Annotated in this window: 9 protein-coding genes; 1 reads left to right on the top strand and 8 read right to left on the bottom strand. The window is 72.8% G+C overall.

Annotated features, from left to right (window positions below; all coding sequences use genetic code 11):
• Window positions 1–9: 9 nt before the first annotated feature.
• From I8920_RS01180 to I8920_RS01165, 4 genes are all read right to left on the bottom strand, one after another.
• Window positions 10–2,799: a hypothetical protein gene (locus tag I8920_RS01180; protein ID WP_198657388.1), complete on the bottom strand. Its 2,790-nt coding sequence runs from the start codon at window positions 2,797–2,799 to the stop codon at window positions 10–12.
• Window positions 2,800–2,999: 200 nt separating this feature from the next.
• A complete protein-coding gene (locus tag I8920_RS01175) occupies window positions 3,000–4,262 on the bottom strand; it encodes an ice-binding family protein (RefSeq protein WP_232832779.1) in 1,263 nt (420 codons plus the stop codon).
• A 226-nt stretch (window positions 4,263–4,488) separates the two neighbouring features.
• A complete protein-coding gene (locus I8920_RS01170) occupies window positions 4,489–6,621 on the bottom strand; it encodes an Ig-like domain repeat protein (RefSeq protein ID WP_198657386.1) in 2,133 nt (710 codons plus the stop codon).
• Between the two features lie 127 nt (window positions 6,622–6,748).
• Entirely contained in the window at window positions 6,749–8,041 is a 1,293-nt protein-coding gene (locus tag I8920_RS01165) for a HupE/UreJ family protein (RefSeq protein WP_198657385.1), read from the bottom strand.
• 166 nt (window positions 8,042–8,207) lie between these two features.
• On the opposite strand from I8920_RS01165, the gene I8920_RS01160 reads away from it, so the two are divergent.
• The gene (locus I8920_RS01160; protein ID WP_198657384.1) at window positions 8,208–8,924 is read left to right on the top strand and encodes a hypothetical protein; all 717 of its coding nucleotides are present in this window, start codon (window positions 8,208–8,210) and stop codon (window positions 8,922–8,924) included.
• 89 nt (window positions 8,925–9,013) lie between these two features.
• Here I8920_RS01160 and I8920_RS01155 read toward each other — a convergent pair whose 3' ends face one another.
• The 4 genes from I8920_RS01155 to I8920_RS01140 are packed head-to-tail and all read right to left on the bottom strand — an operon-like array spanning window position 9,014 to window position 13,525.
• Entirely contained in the window at window positions 9,014–9,937 is a 924-nt protein-coding gene (locus I8920_RS01155; RefSeq protein ID WP_198657383.1) for an ROK family protein, read from the bottom strand.
• On the bottom strand, window positions 9,934–11,676 hold the full coding sequence (locus I8920_RS01150; protein WP_198657382.1) for a dipeptide ABC transporter ATP-binding protein: 1,743 nt from the start codon (window positions 11,674–11,676) through the stop codon (window positions 9,934–9,936). The genes I8920_RS01155 and I8920_RS01150 overlap by 4 nt, the downstream gene beginning before the upstream one ends.
• Window positions 11,676–12,569, bottom strand: a complete 894-nt coding sequence (locus tag I8920_RS01145) for an ABC transporter permease (RefSeq protein WP_198657381.1) — start codon at window positions 12,567–12,569, stop codon at window positions 11,676–11,678. The genes I8920_RS01150 and I8920_RS01145 overlap by 1 nt, the downstream gene beginning before the upstream one ends.
• Window positions 12,566–13,525 carry an ABC transporter permease gene (locus I8920_RS01140; RefSeq protein ID WP_198657380.1) on the bottom strand — a complete coding sequence of 320 codons (960 nt, stop codon included), beginning with the start codon at window positions 13,523–13,525 and terminating at the stop codon, window positions 12,566–12,568. Before I8920_RS01140 ends, I8920_RS01145 begins: the two co-directional genes overlap by 4 nt.
• Window positions 13,526–13,612: the final 87 nt, after the last annotated feature.

The following is a 13,612-nucleotide window of genomic DNA, read 5'->3' as shown; positions in this document are numbered from 1 at the left end:
CGACCCCGGTCACCGTGTCGTCGTGAAGGCGCCCCTCGCTCGCTGGTCGGAGCCGTACCCGCGGGCGTGCACGACGTGCGTGCCGGTGCCGAGCGACGCCACGGTCCCCGTGATCTTCAGCCGGACCTTGCCGTCGGCGTTCGCCGTGGTGCGGGTGGCTCGTCGGCCGTCGACGCTCACCGTGACCGACTCGCCGGCACGGAAGCCGGTCGCCGAGATCGCGACCTTGCCGCCCTTCCGGACGCTCGTCGGGGTGACCGCGATGGTCGTGCTCGTCGCCTGGGCCTCGGCGCAGGCGTCACCCGGGGTCCCGACGGCCGGCGCCGACGCGACGGCCCGATCCCACTCGTTCCGCACGCCGTCGTCCTCGCGGATGCGCATCGTGCCGATCGAGTCGCCGATGACCGAGCCGCCCTGCGTGTTGCTGACGGTCATCGGGTAGTCGACGAGCCGGGAGGACGAGGGCGTGCGGTCGCCGTTCACCGACACGGCGACCGCCTTGCAGACCTCGCCGGGCTGGAACGTGATCGGCTTGACGGCCGGTCGGATGCGCTCGTCGTAGGCCTGGTCGAGGTCGAAGAACACCGTGGTGGCCTGCTCGGCCGGGCGGGACAGCACGACCGCGGCGCGGACCACCGTGCGGCCACGGCCCTCGTCGACGAAGCGGTCGGCGATGCGGGCAGTGGGACGGTCCGTGACCGTCGGGCTGCCCAGCGTCGCGGCGGGGAGCGCCGACAGGTCGCTCAGCAGCACGCCGCCGGTCTTCGCGGGCACGTCGATCGTCACCTCGCGCACGGTTGCCAGGTCGACGCCGGTGAACGAGGCGAGCGGCAGGCGGGCCTGCTGCAGCAGGGTCTTGCGCGGGGCGTCACGGGTGCCCGGCATGACCTGCCCGGCACGGCTGACGTCGGCGATGCGTCGGGTGGCGGTCGCGCCGGAGGCGTCTCGGAGCGTGATCGACAGGTCGACGTTCTTCGTCGCGGTGTCGTCCGGGGTCAGCCGGAGCGAGAGCGCCTGGAACCCGGAGAGGTCACCGGCGGCGGCCGCGACCGGCACGTGCACCTGACCGCCGGTCGCCGCAGCGGTCGGGGTGACGTGCAGCGAGGGGGTCGCCGGGACGGACGCGGCGAACCAGGACGGCGTGAAGTCCGGCGCGTTCGACATCATCGAGACGCACGCGGGCAGGGACTGCTTGGCCGGCAGGAAGTCGGTGCTCGCACAGTTCGTCGCGCGGAGGGCACCGGTCGTGGTGATCGCGCGGTCGGCGGTGTCGAACCGGGCGAGGTCGCGACGAGCGGCCCCGGGCTGCGACGCGCTGACGCGGACGTCGGCGTCGGCGAGCGCCGCGGGCTGGCGGTTCGTGCCGTCGAACATCGGCAGGAACTGCTGGTCGCCGTCGAGCGTCAGGCGGAAGAACCCGCTGATCAGGCGTGTGCCGACGGCGTCCTGCGCGTCGGCGGAGAGCCGGGTGGTCCGCTTCCCCTTCGCCCCGCAGACCGCATCGGACTGGTCCCACCAGTCGTCGGACGACGCCTTGGCGTACTTGCCGGGGGTCCACGTGGTGTTGAAGAAGTTGTGGTTCGCCCCCATCACCAGCACCGACGACCGCAGGACGTCGTCACCGAAGGCCGTGCGGGAGTCGTCGAAGAAGTGCTGGCCCTGCAGGTCGGACACGTCGCCGTCGCAGTACGGCAGCACGACCGCCGTGTTCGTGTCCGGCAGGGTCATGCGGCCGAAGTCGGTCGGGGCGAGCGGCAGCACCGCGTGGATGCCGAACGGGCTCGTCCGCTGCATGTTGAGCAGGGCGGCGCGGACGACACCGTCGCCACCGCGCGAGTGGCCCATGAGCCCGACGTCCTGCAGGTCGAGCTTGCCGGTGAGCAGCGGGGACAGGCGCGGCTCCTGGCCGGCGTCGGCGCGCTGCAGCAGGGCGAGGTGGTCGAGCACGAGCTGTCCGCGGGCGACCGCCCCGCCGTCGTCGGCGTAGCTGCCGTCCAGGGCGTTGATCGCGTTCGCCGAGATCGACACGACGACGTTGCCGTGGCTGGCGAGTGCGGTCGCCGCGGCGTCGTAGCCGCGGTGGCTCGGGATGTCGGTCTGCCCCGGACCGCACGGCCAGGCCCGCGGGTTGGGCGTCCCGCCGTAGCACGCCTCGTGGCGGCCGTGCAGGAAGACCACGACCGGCCGTTCGCCGGGTGCGTCCTCCGGCACGAAGACCGCGGCACGCATCTCGCCCTTGCGGCCGAAGCCCTTCAGCGCGACGGCCTCGGCACCCAGGTCGTAGTCGGCGCGCGCGACCCGGTACTGTCCGGCCGCGGCGGGGTCCTCGGTCAGCGGCGCGGCCTCGTCGCTCGGAGCCGTCGTCTGCGGCGCGGTCGGCGCCTGCCGGTTGCCCCGCAGGTCGGCGTCGCCCGACCACCCGAGTTCGACGCTCCGGGCGTCGGCGACCGCGGGGTCGGCCGTCGTGACCGTCAGCTGTCGCCGGTCCAGGCTCGTCTGCGCGGCGCCGATGTCCGTGCCGTCGACGAGCAGCACCGGGGCCGCCGCACGGAGGGGCAGGGGCTCGTCGAGGTCGAGCACGACGGTGAACCCGCCGTCGGTCGGCGTGACCGTCCAGCCGTCGCCCTGCGCGACGGGCGTCCCGGCGGTGGTGATCGTCGTCGCGGCCGGAGCGTTGCCCGGTGCCGCACTGGCGGGCACCGCGGCGATCGCGCCGGAGACGACCAGCGCCCCGGCCACGAGTGTCGAACACGCGATCTGCAGTGCGGTGGTGGATCGTCGTCTCGGCGAACGGTTCACGGTGGTCTCCCCTGGTGCTGCGGTCGTGCGCCCCGCACGCTCCGTCGCCACAGTAGGGAGCGCCGACGGCGGGGCGGATCACCCTGGAGGATGAGGTCGGCCCGCCGACCCTGAGGGTCCTCACCGGAACGGCGACCGGGGAGCGCGCACGACGACGGCCCCGCGACCGGGGTCGCGGGGCCGTCGGACGTGCTGGTCGGTCAGATCCGGCCGGCCGTGCGGCGGCGACGGAGCAGGACGAGGAGCGTGGCTCCCGCTGCCAGGAGCGCGGCGGCGATGCTCAGCGGGACGGTCGGGTCCGAACCGGTGAACGCGAGCTCGCCCGTGGGCTGGGCGGTGCCGCTCCCGGTGCCGGTGCCGCCACCGGCGACCGCGGTCGCGGGGCCGCTCGGGGTGTCGGTGGGCACCACTGCGGGTGCGGTCGGGGTGGGCGTCGCGGTGGGCACCGGAGCCGGGGCGCGGACGGTGATCGTGACGACGCTGGTGTCGTCCGGGCTGGTGCCGTTCGATGCGGTGATCGTCACGGTCGAGGTGCCCGGGGTGGTCGGGGTGCCCGAGATGACGCCGGTGGTGCTGTCGATCGTCAGGCCGTCGGGCAGGCCCGTGGCGGTGAAGGTCGGGTTCGGGGTGCCGGTCGCGGTGACGGTGGACGAGTACGGCACGTCCACGGTGCCGTCGGACGGGGTCCCCGAGGTGATGGTCGGCGACTCGGACGGCGTGCCCGGCGCGGGGCAGCCGTCGGAGGCCGTGATCGTGTTCGTGTCGAGGGTGACCGCGCCGGTGCGGGCCAGCAGTCGGCCCTGCACGGTCGCGCCGGTGGTGGCGGTCACGGACTGCTGCGCCAGGACGGTGCCCTGGAACGCGGCGCCGGTGCCGACGGTGGCGGAGCTGCCGACCTGCCAGAACACGTTGCACGAGCTCGCACCGCCGGTGATCACGATCTGGCTGCCGGACCCGATGGTCAGGGTCGACGCGGCCTGGAACACCCACACGGAGTCCGCGCTGCCGGCCAGGGTCAGCGCACCGTTGTCCGCCAGGGCGAGGGCGCCGCCGGAGTACACGCCGGGCGAGAGCGAGAGGCCGTTCAGCTCGGTCAGACCGGTCTGGGTCGGGGAGAGCGACGCGGCGACGTCGTACGCGGTGGTGGTGTCGCGCTGGGCCTGTGCGGCTGCTGCGTCGGTCTGGTGCGTGGTGCCGTTGACGACGCCGTTCGGTGCGCCGCCGAAGCCGGTGATGGACGTGCCCGGCGACAACCCGAGGTCGCCGTTGATCACGGAGGGGCCGGTGTTCGTGACCGCGCTCGCGCCGAGGACGCCGTAGGTCGACGCGGTGCCCAGGTCGACGGGTCCGTCGATCACGGTCTCGGCCGATGCCGCGCCGGCGCTGCCGAACGTGATCACCGCGGCGACGGCGGCGATCGAGACGGCGAGGAAGGGTGCTCGGACGGAGCGGGGTGTGTGCACGGTGTGCCTCTGCCTGCTGGGAGAGGCGAGGGTTCGTCGGAGACGAGCGCGCATTCTCGGTGACTCGAAGTATGCGCCCGGATCCCGCAGCCACCTAGGGATCCGCGGACATCGGGGCGAACCTGGCAGTCGGTCGGTGCGCACGTACCCCGCCGGGTCCGCCGGCCGGCTCCGACACGACGAGGGCCCCACGACCGGAGTCGCAGGGCCCTCGCTGTGTGCGGTGCTACTTGATGACGACCGAGATGGTCGGGCTGGTGCTCGTCGTGAGCTCCGAGGTCCCGGCGAAGACGGCGTGCAGCTTGTGCGGGCCCTTCTTCAGCGGGAGCTTCGCGGTGACGACGCCGTCCTTGACCGTGACGGTGGCGAGGCGCTTCGAGCCCTGGTAGATCCGGGCGGTGCCGTCGACGCTGAAGCCGGTGGCCTTCACCTGGACCGTCGCCTTGCCGCCGCTGTACTTGATGGCGGTGCGGGACGGGGCCTTCTCGACGGTGACCGTCATGGCCTTCGCCGTGGAGTCGGTCCCCGAGTACGTCGAGTCCGCGTTGACGAACTGCGCGGTCAGGGCGTGCTTGCCGATGGCGAGCGTGCTCGGCAGCGTCATGCTCGCCGCGCCGTCCTTCACCGGAGCGGTGCCGAGCACCTTCGCGCCGTCCTTGAACGTCACGGTGCCCTGCTGGACGCCGATGCCGCCGGCGATGGTCGCGGTGACCGTGACCGGCTTCGCGGTGCGGTAGGTCTGCTCGTCGGCCGACGACGACAGGGTCGTCGTGGTGGCGGGCAGCGTGGCGTGCAGGTCGAACTGGTCGACCGTCGAACCGATCGGCGCCGGGTCGGCCGAGGCCGTCGGCTGCAGCGTCACACCGCAGCTGTCGACCTTGCCGTGCTGGACGGCCGAGTTGAGCGTGGCGCAGTCGCTGGCGCGGATGTTCTCGATGGCCAGCTTCTCGTCGGTGACCGACACCTTCACGAAGGTGCGGACGTGCTCCTGGTTCTCGACCGAGTTGGCGAAGTGACGCTGACCGGTGGGGTCGAGCGGGTCCGCGCCGTAGCCGCCCTGGGTGGCGTCCGGGGTGGTGAGGTCGTAGTACTTCGAGCCGGAGGCCGAGTTCGCGGTCATGTAGATGACGCCGCCGGGGCCGGAGAAGACCTCGGGAGCAGCGGGCTGCTCGTTGACGTTGGCCTTCTTGCCGTTCTTGATCGCGTAGCTGCGCGAGTAGGAGTGGTCGTGGCCCTGCAGGACGAGGTCGACGCCCATGTCCGAGAACGCCCGCGTGAAGTCGAACCGGCGCTGCTGGTTGTCACGGTCGTTCGCGTGGTCGGCCGGCGAGTAGATCGAGTGGTGGTAGACCAGCGTCGTCCACTTCGCGTCGTCGCCGTGGCGGTTGATCACGTCGCGCACGTAGTTGACGTGCGAGCCGTCCGAACCGGCGGTGTAGGCGTTCGAGTTGATGTCGATGAACAGGACGCCCTTGTACATGTACCAGTAGTCACCGCCCGAGTTCGCGGTGCTGTTGCCGCCCGGGTAGAAGTCCGGCACCTTGAGCGAGTTCGGCACCTGGTTGTGCTGCTCGTAGGCCTTGCCGCCCACGTCGTGGTTGCCGATGGTCGAGGCCCACGGGTAGCGCTTCAGCACGTCGCTGCTGTCGGCGAACGCGCCCCACTCGTACTCGTTGTTGGCGTGCTCGACCTGGTCGCCGCCGGAGACGAGGAGCTCGGCGTCCGGCTCGGTCCGCGTGGCGTACTCGAGCGTGTCCGCCCAGCCGGCGCCGTCGTCGTCGGTGAAGCCCGACGAACCGATCTGCGGGTCACCGAAGAACAGGAAGTCGAAGTCGCCGGAGAAGCTCTTCGTGGTGAAGGTGTACGACGCCGACCAGGCCGAGCCGTCCGCGGCACCGACGTGGTAGGTGTACGAGGTGTTCGGCTCGAGGGCCGAGATCGTCGCGTGCGCGTTGACGTAGCCGGACTGCGCGGCGATGCCCGCGATGTTCCGGGTGTTCGAGTCCGTCGTGCTCGTGTCGGCGGCGGTGTTCGCGGCCTTCGAGGCGGCGATGGTCCGCTTGGCGTCGGTGAAGACGCCGTCGGTCATCGACGCGGTCTCCTGGATCTCGAGCGACTGCGCGACGTTCGTGGGGAAGTACCACGAGGCGATGCGCTGGCTCTCGGTCGCGCCGACGCCGAGCAGGATGTGGATGGGGCCACCGGTCGAGATGTTCGTGGTGGGGGTGTTCGTCGCCGCGGTGGCGGTGTTCGTGCCGACCACCGAGGCGCCGGCGATGAGCGCGGCCCCGAGGACGGCTCCGCAGACGCGGAGGGTGGTGGTTCTGCGCCGGGTAGTGGCGCCGGACAGGAGACTCATGGGGGTCCGTTTCTCAGACGTGGGATGGTGCAGCACGGAAGACTCTGCATGCCCTGCAAAACGTCTTGGTGAACGCTGAGTGACGCTTCGCCGTCGGGCCGACGCCGATCCGTCGTCGGCCCGCAGGTCAGCCCGCCGCCAGGCGCTCGACGAACCAGATCATGCCCATCACGAACACCCCCGCGGTGACGATCCCGGTGACCCAGAGCGACGCCCGGTGCGCCTTCCGCCGCAGCAGCGACAGGGGCGGGAACACGATGACGATGATCGCGAGCTGCACGGCCTCGATGCCGATGTTGAAGACGAGGAGCGACACGAGCAGCTGCCACGAGAACGCCTCGTGGATGCCAAGCGCCCCAGCGAAGCCGAGCCCGTGGATGAGCCCGAACGCGAAGACGACCGCCAGGCGCGTCCACCCGGACCGGTCGAGGGCAAAGTGCCCGTGCTCGCCGACCACGAGCTCGTCCGCCCGCGAGCGACGGCGCCAGAGCCGCCACAGGTACCAGCCGGCGACCGCGGCGATCGACAGCGCGATGAGGGGCTCGACCACGATCGCGGGCGGGCTGACCACGCCGAGCGCGGCGAGGATGAACGTGATCGAGTGCGCGACCGTGAAGGCGGACGCCGTGTAGACGACCTCGCGCAGGCGCCGTGACCCGGCGATGAGCGCGACGAGGAACAGGATGTGGTCGATCCCGGACAGCAGGTGCTCCGCGCCGAGGCGGAAGAACTCCCAGAAGCGCTCCCCCGCCGACTGCTCGGTCGAGAACGAGGGCTGTTCGGCGTCGAGGGTGGCCGAGCCCGTCCGGTCGTCGACGTCGTACGTGACGATCGTCTTGGTGTCGCGCACGAACGACTCGTCGTCGGGGAACAGCTCCGACGACACCACGTGGCCGGACTGCGTCTCCGACGGCTCCGGGCAGGTGAAGTCCACCGCGACCTGGGCGTAGGGCACCTCGTCCTGGATGTCGACCGCGACCGTGTCGTCGAGCTCGCCCGTGCAGGCCTGCCCGCCGGCACCGGTGACCCTGAACCGGTCGAGGACGTACTCCTCGATCGCGTCGGAGTGTGCCTCGGCCGCCGTCACCATGCCGGGGAAGTCGCCGTCGTCCCAGGCCCGCTGGCCCTGCTCGTGCAGCGCGTCGTCGTGCTCGCTCGTGGCGACCGACACGAGCATCAGGTCGTACTCGAGCCCGAGCTCGGCCCGCACCGACTCGGGCTCCGTCGACGTGACGTCGGCGTGGACGACCGAGCTGAAGCCGTGCGCCGACGCGGGCGCCGCCGCCAGCAGTCCGACGACGACCACCCCGAGGAGCACGAGTGCCGCGACGACCCGTGCGACGAGCGCGGACGGGCCGGACGAGCGGGCGGGGCGGGCAGGGCGGGCGCGCAGGAGCGCAGCGGTGGTTCCGGAGGTCACGCGCAGACGATCCGGCCCGCGGACGACCAGCAGGTGAACAGCCGGTGACCGGCAGCGGGACGGGGGCCGGACAGGTCCCCCGACGAGCCCGATCCGGGCGTCGGGCGTGCTTGCATGGTCCCGATCCACGCGGCTCGCGCCGCACCCACCCGCACCAGGAGACCCCGTGACCCGCCTCGCCGCCCGGACGACCGCCCTGTTGACCGCCGTCGCACTCGTCGGAGCCGGCGCGACCCTGCTGGCCGGCTGCTCCGCGGCGTCGGTGGGCGGGACCGGGACCGGACCGACCGCGACGGCCTCGCCGCACGTCTCGGCGGGTGCCCTCGGCGCCGGGTTCTCCGACCCGGACCAGCCGCCCGCCCCCGAGGCCACCATCCGCCCGGAGCCCGGTTCGTGGTCCGGCGTGCACGCCCCGGCGGACTACGACGTCGTGCTCCTGTCGGACGCCGGGGACGCGGCCGACGACGCACCGACCCGCACCCTGGTCGCCGCCGTCGAGTCGTGGGCCGACGACGAGGGCGTCACGGTCGAGTCGGTCACGGCGGCCAGCCCGGACGACCGGATCGCGGCCGTCACCCGGGCGGTCGACGCCGCACCCGACCTGGTGATCAGCGTGGGCAACCACATGGTCGACCCGCTCGCGGCGGTGTCACCGACGGCGCTCCACCAGCAGTTCCTGGTGGTGGGTGCCGAGATCGCCGAGCCGACGTCGAACGTCACGGCCGCCGACTGGACCGGTGGCGGCTTCCGTGGCGAGGGCCTCGGGCCGTCGAGCCACTACGACCCGGCCACCTTCACCCGGGAGCGCGCGGACCGTGCGCTCCGCGCCGGCCTGGCCGCGGTGCTCCACGACCTGCGCGGCATCGTGGTCTGGGTGCGCTGACCCGTCGCCCACACCGGGCGCCACGCGGCAGCGCGCCCGCGTCCGAGCGGGACGGCTGAGCGCGGCCGGCCGAGCGGAGCACCCGGGGCCTACGCCAGCTCCGCCTCGAGCACGCGTGCCCGCACCTGCGCCGCCGCGCCGAGCGCCACGGCGTCGGACCCGAGCGTCGACTGCGCGAGCCGGATCGTCGCCCCGCTGACCGGGGGTTCCGCCGCGATCGCGGCCGCGACGGCCGGCTCGAGCAGGTCCCAGGACCGCGCGATCCCGCCACCGACCACGACGGTGGTGACGTCGAGGATCCCCGCGGTGAGCAGCGCGGCACGGGCCAGGCCCCACCCCGCCTTGGCGAACACGGCGGCCGCGTCGGGGTCCCCGCCGCGAGCGGCCGCGGCGACGTCCTGTGCCGACAGCATCCGTCCGGCCCGCTCCGCGTACCGGTCGGCGATCCCGCGTGCGCCGGCGATGGTCTCGAGGTGGCCGACCTGACCGCAGGTGCACACCGCGTCGCCGAAGCCCGGCACGTGCCCGATCTCGCCGGCCGCACCGCGCGGCCCGGCGAACAGCTGCCCGCCGAGCACGAGCGCCCCGCCGACCCCGGTGCCCAGGGTCATGCCGAGCACGTCGGACTCCCCCACGACGGCCCCGGTGGCGATCTCGCCGAGCAGGAACGCGTTCACGTCGTTGTCCAGGGTCGCGGGCACGTCGAGCGCCTCGCTGACCGCCCTGGTCACCCCGTACCCGGCCCAGCCGGTGAACGAGTTGCCCGTCACCAGGACGGTGCCCGTGGTCCGGTCGACCACGCCGGCCGCGCCCACCCCGACACCCGCCAGGGAGGCCCGGTGCGTGTCGAGCAGGCCCGTCACCGCCCCGAGTGCGGCTGTCACGATCGCCGCCCCGCCCGCGTGGGCGGGCGTCGGCAGGTCGACGCGGTCGACGACGTCGAGGTCGGGGGTGGTCAGCACGACCTTGGTGTTCGTGCCGCCGACGTCGACCCCGGCGAGCACCCGGGTCACGCGGTCACCGCCGCGAGCGAGGCCAGGCGCTCCTGCCGCCGCTGCCGTTGCAGCACGGGGTCGGGCACCGGCACGGCGGCGAGCAGGCGTCGCGTGTAGTCGGTGGTGGGGTGCAGCAGCGTGGTGCCCGTGGTGCCCTGCTCCTCGACCCGCCCCTGGCGCATCACCACGACGCGCTCGGCGAAGTGCTGCACGACGGCCAGGTCGTGCGAGACGAACAGGCACGCGAAGCCCAGGTCGTCCTGCAGCTCGCCGAGGACCTCGAGCACGGTCTCCTGCACGCTGACGTCGAGCGCCGAGGTCGGTTCGTCGGCGACCAGCAACCGCGGCTCGAGCACGAGTGCCCGAGCGAGCGAGACGCGCTGGCGCTGCCCGCCGGAGAGCTCGCGCGGGGCCCGGGACGCCAGCGCCGTCGGCAGCCGCACGGCGTCGAGCACCTCGTCGATCCGGCGGCGGCGGTCGGCCGACGACATCCCGCGGCGGTGCACGGCGAGGGGCTCGGCGATGCACTCGGCGACCGACATCCGGGCGTCGAGGGAGGCCACCGGGTCCTGCAGCACGACACCGATGCCGGACCGGAGCGCCCGGCGGTCGCGGCGCCGTGCGGTCCGCAGGTCCTGCCCGAACAGCGACACCGTGCCGGACGTCGGCGTGATGAGCCCGAGCGCCACCCGGGCCGCGGTCGACTTGCCGGAGCCGGACTCGCCGACCAGACCGACGGTCTCACCGGCGTGCACCGCGATGTCGATGCCCGCGAGCGCGTGGACGGCGCGCGCCCCGCGCCCGAAGGTCACCGAGACGTCCCGCAGGTCGACCACCGGGGCCGCACCGGGCCTCCCGTCCGACGTGTCGGAGGCACCCAGCCCGGAAGACGCCGGCGTCTGCGCATCACGCCCCCGGATCCGGAGGCGTTCTGCGGGTTCGGCGGCGTGTCCGTGAGACGCCGGCATCTCGAGCCGCGGCACCGCGGCGAGCAGCCGCTTGGTGTACTCGTGCTCGGGACGGAGCAGGACGTCCTCGACGCCACCGGTCTCGACGATCTCGCCCTGCAGCATCACCGCCACCCGGTCGGCGAAGTCCGCGACGACCCCCATGTTGTGCGTGACGAGCAGCACGCCCGTGCCGGTCTCGACGGCGAGCGCGCGCAGGAGCTCGAGGATCTCGGCCTGCACGGTGACGTCGAGGGCGGTGGTCGGCTCGTCGGCGATGAGCAGCTTCGGCGCGTTCGCGATGGCCATCGCGATGACCACGCGCTGGCGCTGCCCACCGGACAGCTGGAACGGGAAGGAGCGGGTGCGCGACTCCGGGTCGGGGATGCCGACCCGGCGGAGCAGGTCGACGGCCTCGGCCGCGGCGGTGGACGCGGACACGTCACGGTGGTTCCGGATCACCTCGGCGATCTGGGCACCGACCCGGGTGAGCGGGTCGAGCGCGGTCGCGGGCTCCTGGAACACCATCGAGACGGTCGAGCCACGCAGTGCGCGGAGTGCGGGTTCTGGTGCCCCGATCACCTGGTGCCCGGCGACGACGGCGCTGCCGGTGGCGGTCGCGTTGCCGGACAGCAGCCCCATCGCGGCGAGCGCCACGGTCGACTTGCCGGAGCCGGATTCGCCGACCAGGGCGAGGGTCTCGCCGGGGGCGACCGACAGGGACACGCCCCGCACGGCGTCCACGGTGCCGGACTCGGTGCGGAAGGCGACGCCGAGGTCGGTCGTCGCGAGGATCGGTTCGGTGGTCATCAGCGGCCCCTCACGTCGAAGGCGTCCCGGAGCCCGTCGCCCACGGCGTTGAACGCGCAGACCACCAGGATCACGGCCAGACCCGGTGGCACGATCAGCCACCAGTGTCCCGAGTAGGCGGCGGTGAGTCCCGCCGAGAGCATGCCGCCCCAGTCCGTCGCGGGCGGCTGCACACCGAGCCCCAGGTACGAGACGTAGGCGACGAGCAGGATCGCGTCGGCGACCTGGAACGTCGCGGCGACGACGATCGTCGACACCGAGTTCGGCAGCAGGTGCTTGCCGATCGCCCGGGCGTGCGAGCCGCCGATCGCGCGCAGGGTGAGCACGTAGTCGCGGTTCTTGAGCGTCAGGGTCTCGGCGCGGATCAGGCGGGACGGAACGAGCCACGACACGAACCCGAGGATGACGATGAGGCCGCCGACCCCGGGGTTCGTGATCGCCGAGATGACGAGCAGGATGAACAGCGCGGGGATGGCGATGCCGGCGTCGACGACGCGCATCATCAGGGCGTCGACCCAACCGCCGACGTACCCGGCGACGGAGCCCCAGAGGGTGCCGACGACGGTCGCCAGGACCCCGGCGGCGATGCCCACCATGAGGGAGACCTTGCCGCCGTACATCAGGCGGCCGAGGACGTCGTGGCCGACGGCGTCGGTGCCGAGCCAGTGCGCGGCGCTCGGCTCCTGGTTCGCCTGCTCGAGCATCGTGTGGGTCTGGTCGGTCGGGTACAGGAGCGGGCCGACGAAGCAGAAGAGCACGATGACGACGATCAGGGCGAGGCCGATGACGGCGAGGGTGTTGCTCCGGAACCGGCGTGCGGCGAGCCGGAACCCGGTGGCGGCGACGGTGACGGGGGTGCCCGGGGCTTCGGGGGCCATCTGGACGGCGGTCATGCGCGGCCTGCCTTCACTCGGGGGTCGATGAGGGACTGCGCGACGTCGGCGAGCAGGGTGCCGACGACCGTCGCGACGGAGATGACGAGCACACAGCCGAGCAGCGTCGGGTAGTCCGACGACTGCGCCGCGTTCCAGAACAGCAGCCCCATGCCGGGGTAGTTGAACAGCTGCTCGGTCACCAGGGCGCCGCCGAACAGCACCGGCAGGTAGTAGCCGAGCATCGCGACGACCGGGGTCAGCGAGTTCCGGAACACGTGCCGCCGCAGGATCGTCGTCGTCGACGCTCCCCCGGCGCGGGCCGTGCGCACGTAGTCCTCCTGCAGGTTCTCGAGCGTCGACGCCCGCATGTACCGGCTGAACACCGCGATCATCGCGAGCGCCCCGGTCACCACGGGCAGCACGAGTCCGGCCGGGTCCTGGAACACCTCGGTCAGGGTGGTGCCGCTCGGTGCCTGCGACGGTAGCCACGGCAGCTGTTGACTGAACACGATGATCAGGACGAGTCCGAGGAAGAACGCCGGCGTCGAGTAGAAGACGAAGGCCAGGGCGGTGGCGGCGTAGTCGACCGCGCCGTTGCGGCGTGCGGCCTGCAGCATGCCGACCGGGATCGCGACGACCAGGCCGAGCACCGCGGAGATGCCGGTGAGCACGAGGGTCTTCGGCAGGCGCTCGGCGATGAGCTGCGAGACCGACTCGTTGAGCGTGTACGAGGTGCCGAGGTCGCCGGTGAGCAGCCGGCCGAGGAACCGCAGGTACTGCACGGGCAGTGGCTGGTCGAGGCCCTGCGCCTGGTTGAACTGGGCGATCTGCGTCGGGGTCGCGGAGACGCCGAGCACGCCGCGGGCGGGGCCGCCCGGGAGCGCGTGCAGCAGGCAGAACACCACGATCGTGACGATGAGGATCACCGCGAGCGCCTGCAGGACGCGCCTGGTGAGGAAGAGAGCTGTGGTCATGCGGCTTCCGATGGTCGGTTCTTGCGTGATCCGGGGCGGAGGCGCGGTGCGGGGCGGACCCGCACCGCGCCTCCTGAGATGGTCACG

The sequence above is a fragment of the Curtobacterium sp. YC1 genome (genome assembly GCF_016267665.1).
In the GTDB taxonomy this organism is placed as follows: domain Bacteria; phylum Actinomycetota; class Actinomycetes; order Actinomycetales; family Microbacteriaceae; genus Curtobacterium.
The sequence above is the reverse complement of the archived record's forward strand: the minus strand, read 5'-3'. Positions and strand labels throughout refer to the sequence as shown.

What these genes read in the sequence shown, in the direction of transcription:
- I8920_RS01170 (WP_198657386.1), bottom strand. Translation starts at nt 6,621, where the DNA reads ATGAGTCTCCTGTCCGGCGCCACTACCCGGCGCAGAACCACCACCCTC.
- I8920_RS01150 (WP_198657382.1), bottom strand. Translation starts at nt 11,676, where the DNA reads ATGACCACCGAACCGATCCTCGCGACGACCGACCTCGGCGTCGCCTTC.
- I8920_RS01145 (WP_198657381.1), bottom strand. Translation starts at nt 12,569, where the DNA reads ATGACCGCCGTCCAGATGGCCCCCGAAGCCCCGGGCACCCCCGTCACC.
- I8920_RS01140 (WP_198657380.1), bottom strand. Translation starts at nt 13,525, where the DNA reads ATGACCACAGCTCTCTTCCTCACCAGGCGCGTCCTGCAGGCGCTCGCG.